This is a genomic window from Methanoregula sp. (assembly GCF_028712425.1).
Lineage (GTDB): Archaea > Halobacteriota > Methanomicrobia > Methanomicrobiales > Methanospirillaceae > Methanoregula.
The window spans coordinates 1-24,532 of sequence record NZ_JAQTQD010000009.1 but is presented as its reverse complement, the minus strand read 5'-3'; the positions used below and the strand labels follow the sequence as shown (position 1 = coordinate 24,532).

Sequence of the window (24,532 nt, the reverse complement as noted above, 5' to 3'; positions counted from 1 at the left end):
GGACGGTCACTCCTGCACAGCAACAGTCCGGACCGATTCTTTCGGGACGGTCATCTCGAAGCGCGCCCCGCTGCCCGGTTCGCCGGTCTCCTGGATGGAGATGCCGGTGATATCGAGGACCTCGCGGGAGAGGAACAGCCCAAAGCCTTGGTTCTTCCCAAATCCTTTCCGGAAAAGTTTCTTTTTCATATCCGGATTAACACCGTTGCCATCATCTTCACACGTGATGCAGGTCTCCCCATTGCATGTCATGAGGGAGAACCGGATGTTTTTAACACTGCCCCCGTGGCGCACGGCATTGTCCATTAAGTTGAAGAAGACCTTTGCGATGAGCGGATCGGCATAGACTTCGGTCCCGGCCGGGATATCGTTCATCACCGTGACACCCCCCGGGGCAATCCCCTTTTCAGCAGCATCCACCAGGGCCCTGAGATCCGTCCAGACCGGACTTGCGATCCCCACCTGCTGGTAATCCTTGGTGAACTGGATCATGGCTGTGATCTCTTTACTCACCTTGTGGATCCGGGCAATCTCCAGCTCGCATCCGGCGGGCCTCTTTTTGTTCAGGAGGCTGACGTATCCATCAAGGGTTATGAGCTGGTTCTTGATATCGTGCCGGGTGATGCTGGAGAGAAGGTGGAGTTTCTTGTTTGCCTGCTGAAGCGCTTCTTCGGTTTTCAAGCGCTCTGAAACGTCCTCAACGGTTGAGATAACATGGGGTGTGCTGCCCATCATGATGACACGGGAGGAGAACCGGCAGATACGGATCTCGCCATTCTTCGTCCGGCAGGAAATGTCCATTCCACTGACCTGGTGCTTTGTACGGAGTTCTGTCACCAGCCTGGTAATGTCATCCTGGTTGACAAAAAGCCCCAGCTCCCTGGCGGTTTTTCCGATCACTTCTTCCCGCAGGTACCCGGTACTGCTTAAGAACGCTTCATTGACATCGGCAATCATTCCGCCATCTGCCGATGTAAGGGTGAGGGGAACGGGATTGTTCTGAAAGACCGTGGCAAATTTCTTCTCGGACTCGCGGAGTATCTCGTCGGCCCGACGGCTTTCGGTGATGTCTTCCGAGATCCCCAGGAGATACCGGACATTGCCGTCCCGATCGAGGACGGGGATCTTCTTTGTGTGCAGGATCCGCTCCCCCTTGTTCTTTGTCTGGATGACCTCTTCGGGAATATCCACTACTGTGCCGCTTCGCAGGACTTCCCGATCTTTTTCCGTAAAGAAGTCCGCCTCCTCTTTGGGGAAAAAGTCGTAATCGTTCTTCCCGTAGAGGTTTTCCCGCGAATATCCCAGCAGTTCCTCACCGGCCCTGTTGAACCGCACAAACCGGAGGTCCACGGCATCCTTGACAAAGATCATATCCGGGATATTCTCTACAATGGTGTTGACAAACTCCTCGCTGTCTTTAAGCGTCTCCTCAGCGTTCTTTCGTTCCGTGATGTCCCGGAAGGAGACCAGCATTGCCGGGGTTTTCCCGAATGTAATTTTCCTCCCGATGCACTCGGCCCAGATCATCCTCCCTTTCTCGGTGATAAGCTGGTAGGTGACAAGATAGGCATCCCTGCCCTCCATCACCTGGCTAAAGTCGCGGAGCACCGCAGGCTGGTGTGCGGGAGCGATATATTCGAGGATGTTCTTCTTCCCGATGAGGGCCGGGTAATCGTCAGCATCGACAATGCGGCCGGCAGCGGCGTTGGAAAAGAGCAGGATTCCCGAAAAGTCCGTTATCGCAATACCGTCAAGCGAACTCTCGACCAGTGCGCGGAACTTTTCTTCGCTCGCTTTTATGGCGTCCTCGGTTTTCCTGCGCTCCGTGACATCCACGGCAACCCCGCGGAACCCGGCAATTTTTCCCCCGGGGCCGGTAAGCCGGGCCACGCGGATCTCGACCGTGAAGATGTCACCGTCGCGATGACGGGCAGGGAACTGCATGGGGAGGATAGGCCCGTCTGATGAAATGGCCCGTTCTATCTCCTTCATAAGGCGGGGCCGTGCCTCTTCCTCCACAATCCCGATGATAGTCTTTCCCACCATCTCCTCCGGTGAGTACCCTGTCAGGCTTGTCACCGTGGGACTGACATACCGGAGCGTTCCCTCGAGATCAACTTCCCAGATGACGTCCGGGGACGTCTCTACCAGTGTGCGAAACTTTTCCTCGCTCTCCCTGAGTGCCTGTTCCTGGTGGGCGAGCATCTCGTAATTCGACCGGAGCTCCTCCTCGGTTGCGCTCACTTGTTCATAATTCTGCCGGAGTTCTTCCTCTGCCCGTGCAACCCTGTCGTACGCCTCATGGAGCTCCTTGTTCCTTGCGAGCAGTTCCTGCTCTGTGATCTTCCGTTCCGTGATGTCGGTCCCCATCGCGACAGTGGCGAGCGGGGTGACCCCGTCTTCGGCATAGATGTTTGCCGAGTTCCAGATTACCGTCCGGGTCGCGCCATGGATTGTCTTGACCGGGACCTCGACGCCCTCCCATTTCTCGCCAAACAGCGCACGACAGACGAGATCAAGGGAGCTCTTGCGCGACTCATCGGGGAACAGGATATCAAAGTCGCGCCCCAGCACGTTCGATTCAGCAAAACCGGTCAGCTTCTCAAACGCCTTGTTGAACCCGGTGATGCGTGAATTGACATCCCAAATCACGATCGGGTTTGCCGCATACGAGATGACGCTGGAGAGGTAGGTGTTGGTCTCTGCCAGCTGCGTTTCGCGCTCCCTGAGCGCCTGCTCTTTTTTGCTGAGCGCTTCGTAATTCTGCCGGAGTTCCTCTTCGGCGATGGTCAGCTTCTCGTATGCCGCCTTCAGATTATCCGTTGCCTGTTTCCGCTCGGTATTGTCAAGGAAGGTCTCCAGCAAACATTCCCGGCCGTGGAGATTGAACGGGACCACATACTTGATGATGTCACGTTTCTTACCGTCAGCAGTCAGGAGAATACGCTCGGAGTTGTCCACCGGCTGGTGCAGGTCCGTGATCGGGCACCGGCCCTGTTCTGCCGGGCAGATAAACTGGTGGCAGATCCTGCTAATGATCTGGTCCTTTGTCCTCCCCATCATTTTCTCGGCCGCAGGGTTCAGGTCCAGGATTTCGTGGGTTTTTGCATCAATGATGAGGATCCCCCCCTGGACAGAGGTATAGATCCGCTCGAGATAATCCCGGTTTTCTGCAAGGGACTGCTCCGCCTGTTTTGTCCGGACAGCCTGCCGTATCTTGTGGGCGAGCTCCGCGAACTGCGCGTCGGGATCTCCGCCTTTCTGGAGATAGAAATCGGCGCCGTTGTTGAGGGCCTGGATTACAACCTCTTCACGCCCTCTTCCGGTGAAGAGGATGAAGGGGACGATAGGGAACCGCTCGCGGGCAGCCTGCAAGAACCGGATCCCATCCAGTTCATCCATCTGGTAATCCGAGACAATCGCGTCGAAATGCTCCTTTTGGAGGAGATCCAGGGCTGCATTCGGCGAGACAATGGTCGTGACTGAAAATTCCCCGCTCTCCTCAAGAAAGAGTTTTCCTACCTCAAGCAGGTCGCGCTCGTCATCAACATAGAGGACGCGAATGCTGTCCGGCATCAGTAATCCATTTCTTCTGTGCAGTATATCCCTTTCGCTGCCGGCGAGCGGCACATGGGCCTGTGGGAAAGGGTGAACCCGCGAAAAGTCCCGTTGTCCGGGGATGACTGAAAAAAACAGGGTGAAAAATGGGGCTGATCGTGAGAATACCCGTACCCCGGGTTCTACCTCCTACTGCAGTCCGTGTTTTGCCTTCATCTCCTGCCACGCGGGGTCCTTCATCAGGATGCCAAGCCCGTGGTCGATTGTCGCCTGCAGGCGGGTATCGCTGTTCCGGACTGCAACTGCGTACGTGTCTTCGTCCATGGTGTTCCCGATGATGACCAGCGGTTTTCCCTCGACAGCGCGGGCCTGCGTCGGGGCCTGGACAAGGGTGGCGTCAACTGTGCCGTTGACGAGAGCACCCGTTACGCCGGAGATGTCCGGGTAGAGGGAGAGGTTTGCCACCGGCATCCTGCCGGTATCGATAAGGTTCACTTCAACCCATTCCTGCTCGGTCGATCCCATCTGTGCCCCGATCCGGATCTTCCCCTGATTAAAATCCTGCATCGTCAACCCGGATCCCTCGCGGACTGCAATGCTCCGTGTCACGCGGTAGTACGGGACCGAGAAGTAAACGAGGGCGCTCCGTTCGGGTGAGACCGTCATGCCCGACCAGATCATATCGATCTTCCCGCTCTCAAAGGTGGAGATGGCGCTGTCCCAGGGGATTGCCACGAAGGTCACATCGAACCCTTCGATCTCTGCAACCCGTCGGGTGGCATCGATATCGAAGCCGGAGAAGTTCCCGGAACTGTCCTGCACCGAGAAAGGCGGGAGATCTGCATCGACCCCGATGACGTAGTGCGGGCGGGTCTCCTGCGGAATAACCGTCGTGGCCGGAGCCGTGCTGTGCGGGGGAGCGCTACACCCGGCGGCAATGCAGCCGATGACATGGAGAATGACGAGAGGGATAATGACCTTCATGTACTGAAAAACGCAGGCTGAAAATTTATGCATTTGGTACCGGAAATTTCCGGAAAACCGTGACGATGAATCTCAGCGCTGAGGAGCCGGGTCAAAGGTGCAATGGAAGGATTAGTTTTCCGCGTTCTTCCGGTCCTTCTCGCGGTAGCCTTCGAGCAGCACTGTCATAATATTCTTGACCGGTTTGTCCGTGTGGCCGGCAATGTGGAACTCGCAGAACGGGCAGGAGGTGATAACGATCTCGGCACCGGTCTTTTTAATCTCCTCGCCCCGCTTCTTCCCGAGAGCAGCAGCCTCGTCCGGCATCCCGGACCGGACGCCACCACCGGAACCACAGCAGATCGCCGGCATCTCCACAAGGTCGACGACCTGCCGGATCAGCTGACGGGGCTCGTCTTTCACGCCCTGTCCCCGCATCAGGTGGCAGGGGTCGTGATAAGTTGCTTTGATCGGGAGTTTTGCCGGTGGCTCGATCCCGTATTTTGTCAGGAGCTCGTTGATGTCGATGACCGTAAAGGGCGTCTCGTAATCGTGCTTGAGCGTGCTGCCGCAGCCGGCACACATGGTGAGGACGGTATCGATCTTCCGGGAGGTGAAGGTCTCAATATTCCGGCGCTTCAGCTCGTCGATGTATCCAAGCTGGCCGGTCCTGATGAGCGGCGAGCCGCAGCAGACCTGCTCTTTCGGGATGATAACCCGGATGCCGTTTCTCTTCAGAACCTCCATTGCATCGAGGGCTGACTGCTGCTGCCGGAGGTTGTATACGCAGCCGATGAAGAGCCCGACCGTTGCCTTCACGGGACCGTCCGGCTCAATGACATCGGGAACTTTTTCCAGGAACGACTCGGAAGTTCGGGGAATGCTCCGCCCGGTCTCCTGCACCATCGCCGCCACTTCCTTGTGCCGGGGCAGCGTGAACCCGCGGCGGTTCGCGTGGGCCCGGAGTTTCTCGATCGCTTTTGCCGGTGTCTGGATCTCTTTCGGGCAGACCTTCCAGCAGGCCTGGCAGGTAGTGCAGGTAAAGAGCCCGTCCCGGACCGCGTCGCTGATCCGGTCGCCACTGTCGCGGGGGTCGAGCACGAGCCGCATCTGCTGGCGCATGGCCGTCGGGCCCACGAACTTCGTGACGTCAACGGCCGGGCAGACCGAGACGCAACAAAGGCACTCGATGCAGTCCTTCAAGGGCTTCATCGCATCGATGTCCGCCTTCTTCGGCATCACGGTCTCCGTCTTCGGGATGAGCGAAGCGATCTGTTCGAGCCGGGGGACGAGGTCTGTCACGAGGTCCTTTTTCACGTCGAGGTTTAGCGGCTCGATCTTCATGTTGTCTTTTGCCTCTTCCATGCAGGCCAGCACCGGCTCGCCATTCACCCGCACGGCGCACGAGCCGCACTGCCCTGAGGCGCAGGAGTAGCGGTATGAGAGCGTGGGGTCGATGGAGTCGTGGATCGCGTGCAGCACGTTCAGGACGCGGGCGCCGTCGTTCACCTTCACGCGGTAGGTCACGTACCGGGGCTCCTTGTCCGTCTCCGGATCGAACCGGCGGATGGTGACCGTCAGCTCCTTCATGCCTTCACCTCCTTTGTCTCAATCCCTTCGCGGGTGAGCGAGACGAAGGTGTGGCCGAACGGTGAGTTCTCCGGCTCGTGGGTCTTTGCAACGTCCGTCCTCACATGGGCCCCCCGGGACTCCGTGCGGAGCAGGGCGGACCGGCAGATGAGCGAGGCCGTCAGGCACATGTTCTGGACAATGCAGCACTCGGCAAGGTTCTGTGCCGACGCGGCCTTCAGGTTCATGGTCTGGAGGTGACGGATCGTGTGCAGCGTCTCTTCGAGCGCTACCGCGGTCCGGAAGATCCCGGCCCCTTCCCACATCGCGAGCTGGAGCTTCGTCCGGACCTGTGCCGGGTTCGTGCTGCCCGACAGGAATGCATTGAGCCGCTTCCGGCAGGCATCCACCTGTCGCTCGTCCACACTCTTCTTCCGCACCGGGGCCTTCCCGGCCGCCTCTCCGGCACGTTTCCCGAAGACCTGCGTCTCGGCAAGGGCATTGCCGCCAAGCCGGTTGGCGCCGTGCACTCCCCCGGAGACCTCGCCGCAGGCAAAGAGGCCGGGGAGGGTGGTCCGGCACTCGGGCGTGATCCGGAGGCCGCCCATTATGTGGTGGGCTGTCGGGGCGACCTCCATCGGGGTTGTCCGGATGTCCACGCCGAATTTGAGGAATTGTTCGAGCATCACGGGAAGGCGGGTCTCGATCTGCTCGCGGGAGAGGTGCGTGACATCGAGATACACTCCTCCATTCTTTGTGCCCCGGCCTTTCTGGATCTCGGCTGCAATGGCACGGGCCACCACGTCGCGGGTGGAGAGTTCCATCCGTGCCGGGTCGTAGGTCTTCATGAACCGCTCGCCGTATACGTTCTTCAGCACCCCGCCCTCGCCCCTTACCGCCTCGGTCACGAGCCGGCCCCGGGCATCGTACGGAATGATTGCGCCGGTCGGGTGGAACTGGACCATCTCCATGTCGATCAGTTCCGCGCCGGTCCGGTACCCCATCGCGTACCCGTCGCCCGTGCCGCTCGACGAGTTGGTGGAGATGTCGTACACCCGCGTCCCGCCACCGGTGGCAAGGACCGTGCTGTCCGCCTTCATGACAACGATGTTGCCTTTCTCGTCCAGCGCCAGTGCCCCGATGACCGAATCCCCGTCTTTCAACAGGTCGATGACCGTGTATTCCTGCAGGACTGTGACATTCTTTGCGTGCTCCATCACAAACGAGGGCCGGTCAACGAGTGTCATCATCATCTCGTGGCCGGTCCGGTCGCCCGCATAACAGGTCCGGGGGAACCGCTGGCCCCCGAACGGCCGCTGGGCAACCTCGTCCGTGTCCGTGAAATCGAAGACGGCCCCCCACTTCACGAGGTCGCCCATACGGAGCGGGGCTTCGCGTGCCAGGATGTCGGCAAGCTGCGGATCGTTTAAGAACGCCCCGCCCTTCATCGTGTCCTCAAGGTGTCCCCCGCAGGTGTCCACGTCCCGGAGCACCGCATTGTACCCGCCTTCCGCCATCGTGGTGCACCCGCCTTTTCCCACGATGGTCTTGGAGATGAGGACCGTCTCCCCGTACTGCGATGCCTCAATCGCGGCCCGGACTCCCGCACCGCCGCTGCCAATCACCAGAACATGGCAGTCTGTGACCTCATCTGCACGCATCTTATTACAGAGTGGATCGTATAGTTAGATAAATAAATAGCAAAAAGCACGAGTGAGCAAGAGCATGAAACTCTTAATGAAATTCGGCGGGACATCCGTTGCCGATGCACAACGTATCGGGCAGGTTGTCGATATTTTAGAACAACACCATAAAGCGGGAGACGAACTTGCCGTGGTCGTATCGGCCCAGCGTGGCGTGACCGACCAGCTCATCGAGGTCGCGACCGCCCTCCCGACGGCAAAGGACAACAGTGCGATCGCCTCGCTGATCCAGTCGCTCTCTAAACGCCACATCGCCACGCTCGAAGGAGCAGCGCCCGACCATGTCGCTGAGGTCGGGGCTGCGATGGAGGAGAACCTCATCCGGCTCGAGAACATCCTGAATGCGATCTACAACCTGCGGGAACTCACTCCCCGCTCAAAGGACTATATCATCTCGTTCGGCGAACGGCTCCTCGCCCCGATCCTCTCCGCCGCAATCAGGCAGCGGGGCATCTCCTCATCGGTGATGGACGGCTGCGAGGCAGGCATCCTCACCACCCCCCAGCACGGCGAGTCCACCGCCCTCCCGGAGAGCGATGAGCGGATCAAGCGCCGGATCGGCCCGCTCCTTGGCAAGGAGATCCCGGTGATTACGGGGTTCATGGGCTGCACCCGGGAAGGCATCCTGACCACGCTCGGCCGGAGCGGCTCGGACTACTCGGCTTCCATCATCGGCGCCGGCATCGACGCAGACGAGATCTGGATCTGGACCGACGTGGACGGGATCATGACCTGCGATCCCCGCGTGATCAACGATGCCCGGGTCATGCTCTCGCTCTCGTACCTCGAGGTGATGGAGCTCTCGTACTTCGGGGCCAAGGTCATGCACCCCCGCTCGATCGAGCCGGCGATGAGGAAAGGCATCCTCGTGCGGGTCAAGAACACCTTCAATCCGTCCCATCCCGGCACGGTCATTGTCCGGACCGGGAAACGCGACCACCGGGTTGTCAAGGCCCTGACATACATCGAGAAGGTTGCGGCCATCAACATCTGCGGCGCCCAGATGATCGGGAGGCCCGGGGTTGCAAAATCGATCTTCTCCATCCTTGCCGACAACGAGGTGAACGTGATGATGATCTCGCAGGGGTCAAGCGAGGCGAACATCTCGCTCATCGTGGACGAGACGCATGTCTCAGCTGCGGTGAAGGCACTTTCGGAACTGGCAAAGGAAGGGATTGTCCGGCAGGTCTCCCACAACCACGATGTCTGTGCGGTTGCCGTTGTCGGGGCCGGCATGGCCGGGGCGCCCGGCACCGGTGGCCGGATCTTCACGGCGCTCGGGAAGGCCGGCGTGAACGTGATGATGATCTCGCAGGGATCGAGCGAGGCGAACATCTCCTTTGTCGTGAGCCAGAGTGACGGGCCGCGTGCCTGCCGTGTGCTCCACGACGAGTTCCAGCTCTCGGAGGCAAGCGATGAGTAAGACAATGGCAAAGAAGCCTGCGGCAAAGAAGATGACCGTCAAGCAAACGATAGCAAAGAAGCCGAAACCGGCAGGAAAAAAGCCGGCTGCGAAGAAAATGCCGGCGAGGACCGCCCCGGCAAAGAGCGCTTATGCCCAGGCCGGCGTGGACATCGATCTTGAGGCAACAGCGATCAAGGCCCTCATCAGGAACCTGAAGTACCGGCGCAAGGGGAAATACGCGATGATGGGCGCTGTCGGCCACTTTGCCGGCCTCATCGACTTCGGCCCGCTTGCTCTCGCCCTGACCACGGATGGCGTGGGCACAAAAATGCTCGTTGCCGACCAGCAGGAGGACTGGACAACGGTCGGCATCGACTGCATCGCGATGAACGTAAACGACCTCTACGTGATGAACATGGAGCCGGTCTCGTTCGTGGACTATATCGCGACCGACAAACTCTCGATGGAGAAGATGGCCCAGATCGGCAAGGGTTTGAACGAGGGCGCAAAGCAGGCGAACATCGACATCGTAGGCGGCGAGACCGCGTCGCTCCGCGGCCTTGTCCACGGCCTCGACCTTGCCGGTGCCTGTCTTGGCGTGCAGGACAAGAAGAAGATCATCACGGGCGAGAAGATCCGGCCCGGCAACAAGATTGTCGGCGTTCCCTCGACCGGCATCCACAGCAACGGCCTCTCGCTCGCCCGCCGGGTTGTCGAGAAGTACGGGAGCTATGATGAGAAGCTGAAGAACAAAAAGACGCTCGGCGCCGAGCTCCTTACCCCGACCCGGATCTACAGTGAAGTGCTGAAGGTGACCGCGAAGTGCACGGTGCACGGCATGTGCCACGTGACCGGTGGCGGCCTCCTGAACTTCAAGCGGCTTTCGAACTACGGCTTCGTCTTCGACAACCCGATCAAGCCTCCCGAGGTCTTTGACTGGATCCAGAAGAAAGGCGACATTGCGGACGAGGAGATGTACCGCACGTTCAACATGGGCATGGGCTTCGCGTACGTGGTGCCGGAGAAGAGCGTTGCGTGCGTGCTGAAGATGGTGAAAGGGGCGAAGGTTGTCGGCGAGGTTGTGAAGGAGCCGGGGGCGTGGCTTGGGGAGATGGAGATTACTTAGGGTATCTTTTTCTTACAATTCTCTTTTTGTCGGTGCAATTATTAGAGTGGTATCGGAGAGGCATTGCTCGAGGAATTTCTGCTTTCCGGTCTCGGCGGAGAGACCGGATAGACGAGAATCTTCCACCCCTTCATCATTGTTTTATCCTTTTTTTTATTTTCTTCAGTCATTTTGTATACCCACAACTCTACATAGGACCCTGTTGGATTTACAATTGAACCGTGATTATCCATGCCAAAAGGCCCAATCCGGTATTCCGGTTTTTATAGAGCTCCATTAAATATGCTCTGACTTCTGATCGGGTAGATTCAATCTCTGTATCATTGAAAATATGAATCCTCTAATTCCCGATTTCTTTTCCTTGGAGTTCCTTGATCACACTTGCATTATGGATACCAACTGCAATAAGATCAATTTCAGAAAAATACGGATCGAATCCCCACCATTCGAGATCGATTGAATATTTCTCTGAAAGGTTTGGATATCACCTCTTATCTCCGGGGGAAAAAATGAGGCTTGAATTCGCAAAGGCCAATTTATTAGAATTATTCATAAATGATTTTTCAATAGTTATTGATCCCTTTTGCTCTGATGGTCCGGAAATCCAGACGTACGCGAAAACAACGGTAATGACGAGTATCGCTGTAATTACCAACACTGGAATCCGGTTGTTCATGGTGATTCCTTTGTTACACTGAGAATCGGTGTAAAAAATTATGATGAGAGGGATTTCTTTGAGGCATCAGTAAGTGCCGGAACAAATTCCTTTACCGGCCCGAGTGAAGTTCCGTTCTTCAATGCTTCTCCTTTGAATACCCAGACAGGCTCCAGATACTCCTCTTTGTACGCAACAGCGTTTGTCTCATATGCCAGGTATATTTCATCGATGGTGATGGTGTCGGGTTTATCCGGACCGGCTGCGGCTGAAATCCCTTTCTGTTTCAGGGTCTCGACTGAAGAATCCCGGGTTTTGATTGGATACTCCCCGACAGACTCGTATTCCTTCCAGTTGGAGAAGAACCGGATGATATCGCCATGCCCCCCAACTTCCACTTCGAACTGGGTTCCCTCGACTTTCATGCCGTTGAGCTCGCGGGTGTAATAGACGAGGATATCTTCCCAGACAACCGTTTTTAATTCGCTGCTCTTGTTTGATTTATACGCTTTCTCATGGATAACTCCCCCCATTTTCGCACCATCGGGTAATAGACCTCTTTCTTTCAGGAACAATGTGGCAATCTTTTTAGCTTCTTCATCGGAAGGGAGGTTTTCCGCAATGTCAATTCCATTTGGTGTGTCGGATCGTTTATAATCGCTATAGGACATTCCACCAGTTTTAAAAAGCTGCAAACAATACCTCATGTCTTTCGAAGAAACTGATATTTTTTCATCACCTTCCTTGATATCAGCAAAATCTGTAATATTAAATTTTTGTGCCAACGCAATAGCATCGGTTTTCGTTACCTTCGGCTGAACCGTCTTATAGACTTCGATCTTTTCCGGTGAATTTGGTTTCTTGGTGTTGAAATCGATTTTATAGGATAACGATCCTCCCGCCACTTCCCCGGATATGCTCTGGAATTGTTCTTGAAGAGAGTCATTGGTTAGTCCTTTTTGAGGATTACTTGATGGCTGAAGCCAAAGAACAAATCCACTAATTCCTGCAATTACTAAGATCAGGCATAATCCGATAACATATTCTTTTTTCATAGCTTTCACCTCATTAGGAAATTGTACAATTGAAGTTCCGCCACGTTATGTCGTAATCTCCCTGACCGCCCTTTGTTGGAGCGGAACAATAATCACCGAAACCCGGAAGGTAATCACTACCGCAGGGATTTGCCCACATGTAAGCCCCCTTGATGTATTCTTTGTTGATAGTTTCCTGAAGTGTCTCTCTCCAAGCAGTACGGATTGGTTTTCGATCTTCTGCTCCGTCACCCGTCAATTTTTGCGCATACTTCGTTCCCTGTCCATCGTACAACAACCCATGCGTATCGAACCCGTTCACGATGTGCACGCCGTTAAATACAGATTCCCAGTTGCTTTGGCTGCTCTGGTTGAGCACATCGCAGGCAAAGAACGTCACCCATTTCGCCCGGTTGCCCCCAAACTGCATATTTGAACGGGATAATTCCAGAGCGGAATTCTGTGTGCCGAAGACTATCCCGTTATTCCATCCGTGCCCGACAAATACAGAGAAATCCGCATTATCGGCATAGCTGCTTGCCTGTTCGGCGGCACTCCAATGAACTGAACCGGCATTGTCATCGAGATATATCCCCCGCCCATACCAGCATTTTTCAGTATCGACAGACCCGCATTGACCATTGATGAGATTATAGAAATGTCCCGGGGTTTGGTTCCCCAGACTCAGATCGTTTTGCGTGCTATGATACATCCCGACTCCTTCAGCATATACATAGAACGCTGTTTGTGCCGGGGCCGTCACATTCACATATCCAGAGCGAACTGTTGTATTGCTTCCGGCAGCGTTCGTTGCTGTCAGGCTCACAGTGTAGGTTCCGGCCATTGTATATACATGAGACGGGTTCTGCAGTGTTGATATCCCGCCATCTCCAAATGACCAGTTCCACGATGTTGGTGATCCGGTAGAAGTATCCGTGAATGATACATTAAGCGGGGCATTCCCAAAAAGGGGATTGCCATCAAACAAAGATACCGGGTCACTAAGGGAGTCACTCGCCATCAAGGATATGTTCTCTACCAGAGAACCAGTACCCCACTCCTCACTTCCTCCGGCAGCAACTATCTTTAAAATACTTGTTGTTGTCCAGGATTGGCTGGAAATATCAAATTGCTGAATCGAGAAATTATCAGTTATATTTCCAATGAGAATGTCATCAAGGAATATTTCTAACGGGTTATCTCCCTTGGGCCCAACTGCTATACGTATATACTGTCCTCCAGAGGCATCAAGGGTGGTTTGAATTCCACTTCGATGTCCATAATGACTGAAGAATACTGCAGCATGGTAATCTGAGTGAGATTCTGAAGACCAATCGTCAGGTTCCCAATACATGGAAGTATCTTCCTCATCTCCAATGAATGCCCATCCAGCAGGGGTGGGAGGATCCCAACAACCGGTTTCGATATACGATAAGTACTGTTCAAAGGTTATCTTAACCTGATCAAATTGGCCATTAATTGCACGTTCAACAAGATTTGAGCCATATACTCTCTCGTTAACATGTGTTGAAAATTGAGATAGGACATTCTCAGATGCTCCTTTTTTCAAATCCTCGGCAGTAAATATTTTTCTCCCGTGTCTATCATATACAGCGATAACGCTTTCATTGGAGCGACAAATCAGGAGCCTCCCAGTAATTGAGGGGGAAGGACATTCAGTTTGATTTTGTTGAATCGCTTCAAATCCGGTCGTTGATAATTTATCCTTCGAAGTGATCTCACTGAAATACGTTGCATTTGTTGTGTTAGCAGCACTGACTGCGGACATAATACATGTCACAATTAATAACGCAATGATACCTCGGAATAGAGAAAGTCTGGTGATCATGTGTTCCATTCCTCTCTTTGATTTGATTTTAGAGGCATGACCACAATCTTCTTCAGTACAGAAGTGAATTGTTCCATGCCTACGGGCAAGGCGGGCTCAACACAGTTTCGTCGCTTGGTGAGCTCAGCTTTTTTTGTTATATCAGGTGGCGACTGTCTTTGGTATCGTCCTGATCAAATTTAATAGGATCTTTTTTATTATTAATTTTTTTATTTTGTTTTGTGACATAAACTAATATTTTGGACTCAAATTGGTTAATCAAAATGAAACCCAATCACGTTCCCCGACTCACCCGGGAACATCTGCGGGGATAACCGGGCAAGCATCCGGCTGATGGAGAAGGCCGGCTTTTCGAAGTGTGCACACCTGAAAAATATTGGCGAGAAGTTCGGGAAGGTCCTTGACGTAGTGATGTACCAGAAGGAGATTTAAATTTACCATGGGCATGGGATAAGTGAACATTGCGCCTGAGAAAAGCGTGACGTGCATCATGAAGATAGCGAAAGGGCGAAGGTTGTGGGTACGGTTGTGAAGGAGCCGGGGGCGTGGCTCGGGAAGCTGGAAATCACCTGAAATCCCCGGAATTTTTTGATCTAATTTGTTTACGCAGTCTTCTCGCGGATAACGAGACAGATCCCGGCAAGGGAAACAAGGAAGGCGACGAGGTTCAGAACCGGGAGCAGGGCGGCCGGGACACCGGGGGAGAGCAGGCAGTCGGAGAGGATGAAGATCCGGAGGGTTACACCGAACAGGCACGATACCCTTCAGGAAACCCGGTACCATCACGGTAACCGGTTACTCTAATATCCAGACTACCGATGTTATACCGGAAGAGGAAGGAGACACGAGAATGAACGTCATCGCATTCAATGGTAGCCCCAACAGGGACGGGAACACGTACCGGCTGATCCGGCACACGCTGGACGCCATCGAGAAGGAAGGTATCACAACCGAACTGGTCCAGATCGGCGGGACGAATGTCCGGCCCTGCACGGCCTGCGGGAAATGCTTCGAGAACGCTGACCGGCAGTGCATCCAGGACAACGACATGGTGAACGAGTGCATCACGAAGATGGTAAAAGCCGATGCCATCATCATCGGGACGCCCACGTACTTCTCCGGTGTGACACCGGAGATCAAGGCCTTCATGGACCGGGCGTTTTTCGTTGCCAAGGCGAACGGCGACCTGTTCCGGCAGAAGGTCGGTGCCGGTATCGCGGCCGAGCGCCGGTCCGGGGCGGTTTGCGCCGTGGACTGCATCAACCACTACTTCGGCATCAGCGGCATGTTCAGTGCCGGCTCCCGGTACTGGAACAATGCCAAGGGCTTACAACCCGGCGATGTCGAGTCCGATGAGGAAGGGATCGACACGATGAAACAGCTGGGCGAGAACATCGCGTGGTTCATCAGGCAGATCCACCAGAAATAATTTTTCGCACTGTTTTCTTCGATCGTGGCCATGGCGGAATATGACCGCCTCTCCCGATCGTAATGCATTCATACAATAAGCATCCGGCTGATGGAGAAGGCCGGCTTCTTGAAGTGTGCGCACCTGAAAAATATCGGGAGAAGTCCGGGAAGGTCCTTGACGTGGTGATGTACCAGAAAGAGATCTGAATTTTAAGTGATTTTCCCTGGTTTGCTTTCCGTCCTGTCTGTAACCGGCTGCGGTATTCTCCCCCGTAAAATTCAAATATTTTTTTGAAAAAACCTTAATTTTTGCTATGGCCGTGGAAGTATTATACACAAGGATCCATGATATTTTCCGGCGATTGCTGGAGAATATCCAGGACGTTATCGTTATTGGGATTTGCGTTGTGCTCTTCGTCCTGATGCTGAAGGTGATTGCAAGCCTGATATTATCCCTCTGGCAACCCCTTGAGTTCAGGGCAATTGCAGCGGAACTCATCTATGTCCTCGTACTGGTCGAGATCTACCGGCTCCTCATCATCTATCTCAGGGAACACCGGATAGCTGTTGACATCATGATCGAAGTCGGCATTGTCTCCGTGTTACGCGAGATCATTCTGCTGGGTATCCTCGAGATCAATCCCTGGACGATCATCGCAGTATCGGTGCTCTTCATCGCGCTCCTCTTCCTCCTGCATTACGGGGCATTGAGGAAGACGGAGATTGAGACAGAGATGAAAGGTTCGGTCATCAATGAGATGAAGAAGTCGCTGGAGGAGTACCGCAGGAAAGGTGCGGGAGGGTCGGATAAAACCGCGAAAAATGTGTAAAACCTTACACATCTCCTGTTTTTCCCTTCCCCGTCTCCTCCGCCACAACCCCGGCCACAATCACCATCACCGGGATCACCAGATACCGCAGCCCGATCTGCGTAGCATAATCCGGCAGCGTCATGCCCAGCAGGCCAACGAGCACAATAAGGTCCAGCACCCAGTTGGCGAGCAGCCAGACAATGCCGGTAATGATCGCTTCGCGAATGTAATTGCGCTCGATTGTGCGGAAGAGCCGGACGATCAGGATCGCTGCCGTGATCGATCCGACCACGATCATCAGCGACTTGAAGAGCTGCTGGTCGATCAGGAGACCATCCGGGCCGTAGAACGGGATGGCGCAGACAAATGGTACGAGCCAGGTCAGGAAGGCGCCGACAAGCCGGCAGCGCCAGGTTGAGGTGAGGGGGTGGGGCATGGGGAACTCCTTTGTGTGATTGTATTGTTTGCCGGACGATGAAGATTGATGATTTGATCGGGTTGGAATAATTAGATTATTTCCATTTCAAAAATAATTTTAAAAAAAAAATTGCGATTAAGATTGAGAAAAAATATGATCACTCGTTAAGAAAAATTTTCTGAAATTTTACAGAGGTTTGACGCTCTTGGGGGCTCCGCCCCCGCCGCGTGGGCATCCCCCGCATGGCGATGCCTCTGCATTACCTGTCAACAACAGAGTGGATCGCATGAAGGTAATACGGAGATATCACCGGCGCCCACGCCCCCATGGGGGCGGGATGGCGCAAGGGGGGGCGTCTCTCCCGTTGACAGACTCGATCCGGACCCCCTGTTTCTTCCAAAACCACATCCCCCAGTCCGTCCGGACCCGACTTTCGCGGCTGTATTAGCGCTATTTGCGTCTTTTTTTATCGACGTAAAAAATGGAAAAAGGGGGTACTTAGTCCTGTATTTTCGCGATTTAGTCCTGCTTTTTGGGGTACTTAGTCCTAAGGGGTTTTGTCGAGTCAGAATTCTCCGACGTAGAATCCCCGATACGGGATCTTCGGGGGAACATCTCCGATAGGGTGTTTTTTCAGGGGGGAGAATACTATCTACGACGGAGGCGTCGCAGGGGTTTCCTTATTGTTCCCCCCTTCTGGCTTAGCATCGGGTTCTGGTTCGCCGTTTTTGGCCGGCTCCCCACTCTGCTGGCTCTCTTCCAGACCATCATCAGTCAGCCGGAAGAAACGATACGTTCCGTACTTGTTGTAGACCCAGAGCTCCCTTTTAATCTGCAGTGATTGTGGGAACAGCCGGAGCTCGGCAATGATCTCGCGGTACTTGTGCTCGATCTCGCTCGCGGGCGCAATGATCTTTTCAATACGAATGAGCCGGACAAAGGTCACGTGCGTTACGGTCCGGATAAAAAAATCGCAGACGCTGTCGGAAGAGTACGTTACTCTCATCACGCAGCCGCGTTTCTTTGCGATGGCAACGGCATCGTTGATTCCGGTTGTGGATGGCCGGCCGCGTTTCATGAATGATCCGTTTGGTGATTTGTGCTGGTGATCATGGGCAGGTGCTCTTTGAGTGGTGTTCTGGGAATAGCGGCGTGACGATGTGAATGTGCCGGAAAATTTCCATTGTTATTGTAAGATACAGTATTATTTATATTTGCAAGATTGATGAGGTTAGATTAATAATGAGAACCGCCGGTCTGGAAATTTTTTTAGAATTGGTTTGACGCTCTTGGGGGCTCTGCCCCCGCCGCGTGGGCATCCCCTGTGAGGCGATGATGACGTATTACCCGGAGGAAAAATATAGGAGGGTATTACGAGATATCGCAAGTGGGAATTGCATTACCAAGGATAGTGCTTAAGTGCGCCTTTGTGTGGCATAAGGCTGGATTATTTCTAAATTCATAGTCTTGTCGAGCGCAGGATTTTCATTACCTTTTTCTAATCTACCGAGTTTGTCAAGCGTGACTCTTGTCTGATTATATTGGGCGGCAATAACGCGAAAATCATCTTCTCGCCCCCACCATTCACGAAGAAGAAAGCGGTGATCGCCAAGCGAGAGATAATAATTTCCGTCAGACTTTTCACTTGCGTTGACCCTCGAAAAAACAGCTACTGAAAGAAGAGCCCATATTATCCGATCCGGCATATGTATTTCTCCATTTCCCAAAATCCATCTGGAACATTCAGAATCTGTAGTTGGGGTAACAGAAAACGCAATAGGAACTTCATCACCATGAGCATGGGAGCAACGGAAAATTTCGTAAATAATCTCAGCTAAGTCGGGCGAACAATTATTTTTCGATTGTATGTTTTCAAATTTTGTTTCGACCAAATTAATTCCTGGTCCGAGCATTGGCTCCAAAATCCAATAGTAGTTACGAAGACAAGCAACATATCTATCCCGAACCTTTGTTTTTGCGAGAGTAAGTCGTTTTGAGGTTGTGTCAATTGCTATGCATGCGTGTAGTAAAGCAGACTCAAACTTGTTCGCCCCTGCATCATCAATTGCGTACAGTACTTGTTGAGCCAATTTCATAGGAATTATTCCAGTATCAATATACATTAATGGTGCCTTGAATTATCGCTTTTATAGTCAAGTAAGGGCCCTGAAACTATGAAAAAACGCACAGAATACAGTGTGCGATTTAAAAAAATCAAAAAAAGTTGAAAGACTATTCCTCTTCCGGCTCGTACTTCTCCTTTGTCACCCGCTCGCTCTCGATCCCGCTGTTCCCGCCCGGGTCCTCAATGATCAACGTAATCGGGTACAGCCCGGCCTTCACCCGGGCAATATCCGCGAGAAGCTCCGCAGCGTTCTCCTTCTCCACATCGGTTCCCCATCTCAAAGCGCCCTTGACAACCTCCTCGATCCGGTCGAGCACGCCCTCAACGTTCGAGACAAATCCCTGGCACTGGGGGCCGGGGTCGATGCGGACGCCAAGCTCGGGGATCTCGATGCTGGCGCTCATGCTCCTCACAACGCGGACTGCGAGGTCGTCTTCCTTCTCCACGGCGAGCGTGTACCGTGCCGGCTCGCCGTGCTTCAGGAGCTGGGTATCCACGAACCTGTACCCGCAGGACGGGCAGATGGCGGAGATGATGAGGATATCGGAAAAATAGGGAATATTCTCTGTCTTGTAGAGATAATCGATTTCAGTATTGCAGCTTGGACACGGTCCCGGGACTTTTCTCTCCACGCGATTATCCACCGATCTTGTCGCGGGAGATCTTCACCGACATGGGCGTTAAGACAACATAGCGCTGGTCGCCAAGGCCGATGATATCCCCGTTGACGTCCTTTGCAACTTCCTTTAAGTCTTTTAAGACACGCTCGTACGAGATCTTGTCCATCTTCAGCCGGGAGATGTCCACGATGACAATGTTACCGGAGTAGACTTCATCCTTGACACGGGGCGTGTCCTTGAGGTCGCTGATCGTTGCAATCTTCACAAGAAGGGCCGGACCGCTGCCGTGTTCCTCGTACGACGCAAGGTCCAGTTCCATGTATTCGTCGTCCGCGTGGGAGGCGCTTTTTCCAAGGAGGGTGTCTATGATCTTAACCATAAAAAAACTTAATGAAGGAATTTATTTAATAGTATCTATTCAGAGCCCGCCGGTAAGGGATTTTTTGGGAAAAAAAGAGCAAATCGGCCGTTTTTCCGCAGGCCCGCCGGATCCTGATCCGGCTCATATTTCCATGTTCCAGATCTCGTCACCGACGTGGTGGAACTTTTTCACCATCTTTCCTGTCGTTGCTGCACGCAACCCGGGCGCATCAAAGAGGGCAATTCCGATGGCCAGCGCCTTACCGTGCCGCTCGTCCACGATCTGGACCGGCATGCCTTCCTTCACGTCGTCCGTGCACGAGACGATCCCCGGGCGCATGATGTCGGCACCGTTCACCACGTACGGGATTGCGCCGGCATCCACAACAACACGGCGCTCGGGGAACGGGTACTGCACCGCCCCTTTGAGCGTAGGAAAGACCCACGCATCCGTTGCCATCAGCACCGGCTTCTTGTTCACCATGTAGAGCGAGACATTCGCCGTGGTCTCGAGGACTTCGATCATATCGGCGCTGAACAGCTTTGCCGAAGGGCCGATCTGCTCCGATAAGCGGGCGAGCAGATCCTGCGCCTGGCTCTTACGGATCGAGTGGCGTTTCTTTACGACAATTTTTTTCATCGTTCTGCACATCATTCAGAGCGGAGGCATGAAAAAAATTTGCATACCGGCCGTTTTTCGTACCTCTGCCCGGGGACGCCAGCGCAGGAAATTTTATTGCTATGCTGGGATCTACGGTATGTTTAAGTGATCCGCTCGCACACATATATTACTCCAGAGCGATGGTAACAGGGTATTATTATGACCAAAAGGCCGTTGGATATTTTGGATCAGGTGCTGAACCGTCAGCCCGTTATTGTATCTCTCAAAGGCGGGAGAGAAATCCGGGGCGTTCTCCAGGGATATGATGTACACATGAACCTCGTTCTCGACAAAGCCGAGGAAGTGGAGAACGGACAGGTCCAGAAAGTAGGCACGCTCATCGTCCGCGGAGACAACGTGATTTATATCTCTCCATCCCTCGAATAAGGTGAAACGACATGTCAAAAGGCACTCCATCAATGGGTAAGCGGAACAAGTTCACTCACATCGCCTGCCGGCGCTGCGGGAAGATCTCGTTCCACGCCAACAAGAAAGTCTGCTCTTCCTGCGGCTTTGGCAAGAGCACGAAGATCACAAGCCACAAGTGGGATACGAAAAAACCAAAAATCCCGACGCATTAACAGGGTTGTACCATGTGTGGAATCGTTGGCATCGTGGATGCTGGCGGTGTCTCAATCCAGCTCTATTATGCCCTGTATGCTCTCCAGCACCGCGGGCAGGAGAGCGCCGGGATCTCCACGTTTGACGGCACCAGCCTCCATAAATTCAAGGGAAACGGTCTGGTTGCCGAGATCTTTTCTCCTCCTGTTTTAAATGACCTGAAAGGGACGACCGGGATCGGTCATGTCCGGTACCCGACAACAGGTCAGAACCTTCCGGAAAATATCCAGCCCCTGAACTTCCGGTTCCAGGATCATTTCATCTCCATTGCCCACAACGGGAACCTGATCAATACAAGCGAGCTCCGGGCCGGGTATGAACGTTCGGGCCAGATCTTCATCACCACCACAGACACGGAGATCATCGCAAAGATCTTAATCAACGCCCTGAGCAACTCAGGGTCGGTCGAGGACGCGGTCAGGACCTGCATGCACAAGCTCGTGGGGTCGTACGCCACTATCATCATGATCGACGGGATCCTGTACGGCTTCCGCGACCCGCTCGGGATCAAGCCCATCGGCATCGGGAAGACCGAGAACGGGTACATGCTTGCCTCCGAGAGCGTTGCCATGGATGCCCTTTCCGCAAAGTTTCTCCGGGATATAAAACCCGGGGAGCTCATCCGGATCGATCCGGAGGGGATCCGGTGCATGCAGGTGGCAGTGGCCGGTCGTTGTGCGCACTGCGTCTTTGAGTACATCTACTTTGCCCGGGCCGACTCGATCATCGACGGTGTGCTGGTGTACGATGTGCGGCGCAGGATCGGAAAAACCCTGTATGAAGAGGACCCGGTGAAAGCGGACTCGGTATCCTCGGTCCCCGACTCCGGGACCGCACACGCGATCGGGTATGCCGAGGGCTCGAAGATACCGTTCGTCGAGTGCATGATGAAGAACCGGTACATCGGGAGGACCTTCATCATGCCTACGCAGAAGGAACGTGAGCGGGCAGTGCGGATGAAACTCAACCCGATCCGGGCGCACCTAAAAGACAAGTCGGTTGTCCTTGTCGATGACAGCATTGTCCGGGGCACGACATCGAAGCGGATCATCGGCATTGTCAGGGATGCCGGTGCACGGGAGATCCATATGCGGGTCGGCTCGCCTGCCATCAAGGCTCCCTGTTACCTTGGCACGGACTTCCCCACGCGGGAAGAGCTCATCGCCCACAACCGGACCGAGGAGGAAGTGAGGAAGAGCATCACCGCAACCACCCTCCACCACATCTCGCTCGAGGGCCTGATCAGGGCGACCGGGCTCGACGGCGAGAACCTCTGCCTTGGCTGCCTGACCGGTTGTTACCCGCTCCCTATCGAAGGCGAGCAGGCGAAGACCTGCAACGTGGATTTCGTGGACGCTACGTACCAGACCAAGCTCGGGAGTTATGAGGCGTGACTTTTCGTAATCACTTTCGGCAGCTATTGGACTTGTAACAATCTTGAAAAAATCGAAGATAATCCTGAATAATGGTAGTTAAAGGCCTGCACTGAAGGATCGATTTCGTTGACTCGACGATCCAGGTTAAGCTCGGGAGTTTTGGGACGTGAGATCTTGAGGGGCGATTTCACCATTGCCCCAAGGGTGTTCATAAAAAATGACGAAAAAAGATTTTTGTCTCCACCAATCATTATGCCGTTCATGCGTTTTCCGTAAATGCGGCTCCTTCAAGTGAGGTACTGTTCGGGGTGAATTGCGGTGTCGTTGACACGATTGAACGCATTGTAGCCGCCATTGACGGATCATTAATCTCAACGATATACGGTACTTGATCGGTTCCAATTCCGGTTGAAGATCCGTAACTCATGGATAATCCCATATAATTCCTGACAATGAGGGTAAGGGTGTTTGATCCACTGTTCATGCCCTCGGTAATATCCAACGGCGCATGCTGATGTGCGTAATGGCCTTCGGCATCGAACTGGATTCCATTTGGTGTATCAACTGTGAACCCGTCATCGGCATGCGTACCGATGAGCTCCGAACTGCTGCCGGATACGTACACCCGTCCGTTGCCGTCCCAGTCGCAGGTGAATGTCATTGGATCGGACTGCGGCCAGCCTTGTGGATAGAGGGTTGCATCAAATGCTTCGCCGGCCTGGCAGAGCGGGACGATGGCGGGGAGGGTCTTCTCCTTGAAGATAGCGGAGATTGTATGGTCTTTCATATCTTCAGGATTTACAAGTCTAAATGAGTATGTGGATAGAGGCCCTTTTGATTGTCCGTCTACAAGGACATTATCGATTATGTATCCGGAATTTGGAGTTATTGTAAATTCTTTATCCTCATTTGTTTTTATTGAGTAAATCCCAGAAGGAATAATTTCTCCTTCTGTTGGTTTTATTTCACCATTTCCTTCAGTAGTTGTGGTAATTGAAAATGAATAGTCAGTAAAAATTGTAATTTTTGATGGTGACTGAGAAGTATCAACGTACAGCCCTGTCAAATGAGGGTGATCAAGGAGATGGTACTGCCCGTGCATTGTAAGTGGGATTGAATTAAATGAGGTATCTCTTGCCACAATATTTGTAAAAGGTGTATCGGATATTTTAAGCCGATCTAAGTAACCCTCAATTATCTCATAAGTAGTGACAACCTGGCTCGGACTGGTAGTTTTATAGAATTTCAGATATGTTGTGGATTGTCCTGACGTGATATCGGTAGTTGTAATTACCCATAAATCAGGAATTGGTCCCGGAAGAGGGACTCGACCAACAGCACCATTAATAGTATCCCCCTCATTAACAGCAAGAACTGGATCTCCGTGATCACATGTAACAGATTCATCGCATAACCATGAAGCGCCGGTCCATTGGTTTTGCCACCGTAATCCATTACCATTATGTTGATTATAATTAAATGCAACAACAGGCTGAACGATATACGATCCATCCTCTGGTTGCAGGCCATTGAATAAGATATTTACAGAAGTTGACGGACTATGAGGGACAACCAATTGGGATGTAAGAATAGCCGGATTCGTGATTGAATCGCTTTCTGCATATGCTACCCAGGTATTCCCTAACGGTCCGGGCAAACCTTGGATTTTATTAACCAAATCTCCGTCCTTTTCGTCCCCAAAATCCTTGATGAACAGGATTTTTTCATCCCGGATATAGTAATCACGATTTCCTGAGTTATACACGATGACGTCCTCAGGCACTGAAAACACATGAGTCGCGGGAATCATTTTTCCAGAGGGTGTCATCACCATCTGAGCATTGCTATCCCTCACGTCAAGAATCTGTTCGCCTTGGGCGTTAAAAACCCGTGTAATTCCATCAGAAGAGAATTTCACAATACCCCCCTCTGGTATCCTGCTGTTTGGATCTTTTGCCTTAAGAGAAAATGCTTCTGTCATCCGGATTTCTTTTCGTTGATCTCTGATAATGAGGGATTTTTGCTGTAGCTCTCGTTCTTTATTTAAGACCAGCGATTCGATTGATTTTCTGCTATTGAGAGCTTGAATTATTCTCATCTGATCCTGTTTTGAAAAATTATAATTGCCAAGCTTGGTTACAAAATTTTGCTCTGTAGAAATGCTTTGAACGAGAGAAAAGAGAACGGCGAATGACCAAAAGATCTAAGGTACATTGTCTCCATACCAAGATGTGTGCTCAACTAGTAAGGAGACAAATAAAAGATCG

At 53.2% G+C, this 24,532-nt stretch carries 22 protein-coding genes; 9 read left to right on the top strand and 13 right to left on the bottom strand.

The genetic code is table 11. The features are described from left to right. Positions 1–6: 6 nt before the first annotated feature. The 4 genes from PHF39_RS06445 to tfrA all read right to left on the bottom strand — a co-directional run bounded on the left by PHF39_RS06445 (position 7) and on the right by tfrA (position 7,751). Complete coding sequence (locus PHF39_RS06445) at positions 7–3,576, bottom strand: PAS domain S-box protein (RefSeq protein ID WP_300221834.1); 3,570 nt, start codon at positions 3,574–3,576, stop codon at positions 7–9. Positions 3,577–3,747: 171 nt separating this feature from the next. Next, positions 3,748–4,542 (bottom strand): ABC transporter substrate-binding protein, encoded by a 795-nt coding sequence (locus PHF39_RS06440; protein ID WP_300221831.1) that lies wholly within the window; start codon positions 4,540–4,542, stop codon positions 3,748–3,750. A 111-nt stretch (positions 4,543–4,653) separates the two neighbouring features. After that, positions 4,654–6,111: a fumarate reductase (CoM/CoB) subunit TfrB gene (gene tfrB / locus PHF39_RS06435; protein WP_300221828.1), complete on the bottom strand. Its 1,458-nt coding sequence runs from the start codon at positions 6,109–6,111 to the stop codon at positions 4,654–4,656. Then, positions 6,108–7,751, bottom strand: coding sequence for a fumarate reductase (CoM/CoB) subunit TfrA (gene tfrA, locus PHF39_RS06430; protein ID WP_300221824.1), 1,644 nt, complete (start codon positions 7,749–7,751; stop codon positions 6,108–6,110). The genes tfrB and tfrA overlap by 4 nt, the downstream gene beginning before the upstream one ends. Positions 7,752–7,815: 64 nt before the next feature. Between tfrA and PHF39_RS06425 the strand changes: the two genes are divergently transcribed. The 3 genes from PHF39_RS06425 to PHF39_RS06415 all read left to right on the top strand — a co-directional run bounded on the left by PHF39_RS06425 (position 7,816) and on the right by PHF39_RS06415 (position 11,022). Further along, positions 7,816–9,216: an aspartate kinase gene (locus PHF39_RS06425; RefSeq protein WP_300221821.1), complete on the top strand. Its 1,401-nt coding sequence runs from the start codon at positions 7,816–7,818 to the stop codon at positions 9,214–9,216. Further along, a complete protein-coding gene (gene purM / locus PHF39_RS06420) occupies positions 9,209–10,324 on the top strand; it encodes a phosphoribosylformylglycinamidine cyclo-ligase (protein WP_300221818.1) in 1,116 nt (371 codons plus the stop codon). Before PHF39_RS06425 ends, purM begins: the two co-directional genes overlap by 8 nt. A gap of 371 nt (positions 10,325–10,695) precedes the next feature. Next, a complete protein-coding gene (locus PHF39_RS06415; RefSeq protein ID WP_300221815.1) occupies positions 10,696–11,022 on the top strand; it encodes a hypothetical protein in 327 nt (108 codons plus the stop codon). A 16-nt stretch (positions 11,023–11,038) separates the two neighbouring features. Here the strand turns inward: PHF39_RS06415 and PHF39_RS06410 are convergent, their stop codons facing one another. Both PHF39_RS06410 and PHF39_RS06405 read right to left on the bottom strand, forming a co-directional pair. Continuing rightward, the gene (locus PHF39_RS06410; protein ID WP_300221812.1) at positions 11,039–12,034 is read right to left on the bottom strand and encodes a hypothetical protein; all 996 of its coding nucleotides are present in this window, start codon (positions 12,032–12,034) and stop codon (positions 11,039–11,041) included. Positions 12,035–12,047: 13 nt separating this feature from the next. Next, the gene (locus tag PHF39_RS06405; RefSeq protein ID WP_300221809.1) at positions 12,048–13,862 is read right to left on the bottom strand and encodes a DUF6345 domain-containing protein; all 1,815 of its coding nucleotides are present in this window, start codon (positions 13,860–13,862) and stop codon (positions 12,048–12,050) included. 850 nt (positions 13,863–14,712) lie between these two features. Here PHF39_RS06405 and PHF39_RS06400 point away from each other — a divergent pair. The 3 genes from PHF39_RS06400 to PHF39_RS06390 all read left to right on the top strand — a co-directional run bounded on the left by PHF39_RS06400 (position 14,713) and on the right by PHF39_RS06390 (position 16,102). Next, positions 14,713–15,291, top strand: coding sequence for a flavodoxin family protein (locus PHF39_RS06400; protein WP_300221806.1), 579 nt, complete (start codon positions 14,713–14,715; stop codon positions 15,289–15,291). 62 nt (positions 15,292–15,353) lie between these two features. Beyond that, positions 15,354–15,479, top strand: coding sequence for a hypothetical protein (locus PHF39_RS06395; RefSeq protein WP_300221803.1), 126 nt, complete (start codon positions 15,354–15,356; stop codon positions 15,477–15,479). Positions 15,480–15,586: 107 nt separating this feature from the next. Further along, the gene (locus PHF39_RS06390) at positions 15,587–16,102 is read left to right on the top strand and encodes a phosphate-starvation-inducible PsiE family protein (protein ID WP_300221801.1); all 516 of its coding nucleotides are present in this window, start codon (positions 15,587–15,589) and stop codon (positions 16,100–16,102) included. Positions 16,103–16,106: 4 nt separating this feature from the next. Here the strand turns inward: PHF39_RS06390 and PHF39_RS06385 are convergent, their stop codons facing one another. From PHF39_RS06385 to PHF39_RS06360, 6 genes are all read right to left on the bottom strand, one after another. Beyond that, positions 16,107–16,520 (bottom strand): hypothetical protein, encoded by a 414-nt coding sequence (locus tag PHF39_RS06385; RefSeq protein ID WP_300221798.1) that lies wholly within the window; start codon positions 16,518–16,520, stop codon positions 16,107–16,109. A 634-nt stretch (positions 16,521–17,154) separates the two neighbouring features. Next, entirely contained in the window at positions 17,155–17,580 is a 426-nt protein-coding gene (locus PHF39_RS06380; RefSeq protein ID WP_300221795.1) for a hypothetical protein, read from the bottom strand. Between the two features lie 337 nt (positions 17,581–17,917). Continuing rightward, complete coding sequence (locus PHF39_RS06375) at positions 17,918–18,598, bottom strand: hypothetical protein (RefSeq protein ID WP_300221792.1); 681 nt, start codon at positions 18,596–18,598, stop codon at positions 17,918–17,920. 136 nt (positions 18,599–18,734) lie between these two features. Continuing rightward, the gene (locus PHF39_RS06370) at positions 18,735–19,259 is read right to left on the bottom strand and encodes a ZPR1 zinc finger domain-containing protein (protein WP_300221790.1); all 525 of its coding nucleotides are present in this window, start codon (positions 19,257–19,259) and stop codon (positions 18,735–18,737) included. 4 nt (positions 19,260–19,263) lie between these two features. Next, the gene (gene sepF / locus PHF39_RS06365) at positions 19,264–19,626 is read right to left on the bottom strand and encodes a cell division protein SepF (RefSeq protein ID WP_300221787.1); all 363 of its coding nucleotides are present in this window, start codon (positions 19,624–19,626) and stop codon (positions 19,264–19,266) included. A 123-nt stretch (positions 19,627–19,749) separates the two neighbouring features. Next, positions 19,750–20,247 (bottom strand): RNA-binding protein, encoded by a 498-nt coding sequence (locus tag PHF39_RS06360; protein WP_300221785.1) that lies wholly within the window; start codon positions 20,245–20,247, stop codon positions 19,750–19,752. 180 nt (positions 20,248–20,427) lie between these two features. Here PHF39_RS06360 and PHF39_RS06355 point away from each other — a divergent pair, with 180 nt between their 5' ends. The 3 genes from PHF39_RS06355 to purF are packed head-to-tail and all read left to right on the top strand — an operon-like array spanning position 20,428 to position 22,283. Then, on the top strand, positions 20,428–20,655 hold the full coding sequence (locus PHF39_RS06355; protein ID WP_015284099.1) for an LSM domain-containing protein: 228 nt from the start codon (positions 20,428–20,430) through the stop codon (positions 20,653–20,655). 11 nt (positions 20,656–20,666) lie between these two features. Next, on the top strand, positions 20,667–20,849 hold the full coding sequence (locus tag PHF39_RS06350) for a 50S ribosomal protein L37e (RefSeq protein ID WP_300221780.1): 183 nt from the start codon (positions 20,667–20,669) through the stop codon (positions 20,847–20,849). Between the two features lie 12 nt (positions 20,850–20,861). Beyond that, positions 20,862–22,283, top strand: a complete 1,422-nt coding sequence (gene purF, locus PHF39_RS06345) for an amidophosphoribosyltransferase (protein WP_300221778.1) — start codon at positions 20,862–20,864, stop codon at positions 22,281–22,283. A 241-nt stretch (positions 22,284–22,524) separates the two neighbouring features. On the opposite strand, the gene PHF39_RS06340 is transcribed toward purF, so the two are convergent. Further along, positions 22,525–24,246 carry a hypothetical protein gene (locus PHF39_RS06340; protein WP_300221775.1) on the bottom strand — a complete coding sequence of 574 codons (1,722 nt, stop codon included), beginning with the start codon at positions 24,244–24,246 and terminating at the stop codon, positions 22,525–22,527. Between the last annotated feature and the right edge of the window lie 286 nt (positions 24,247–24,532).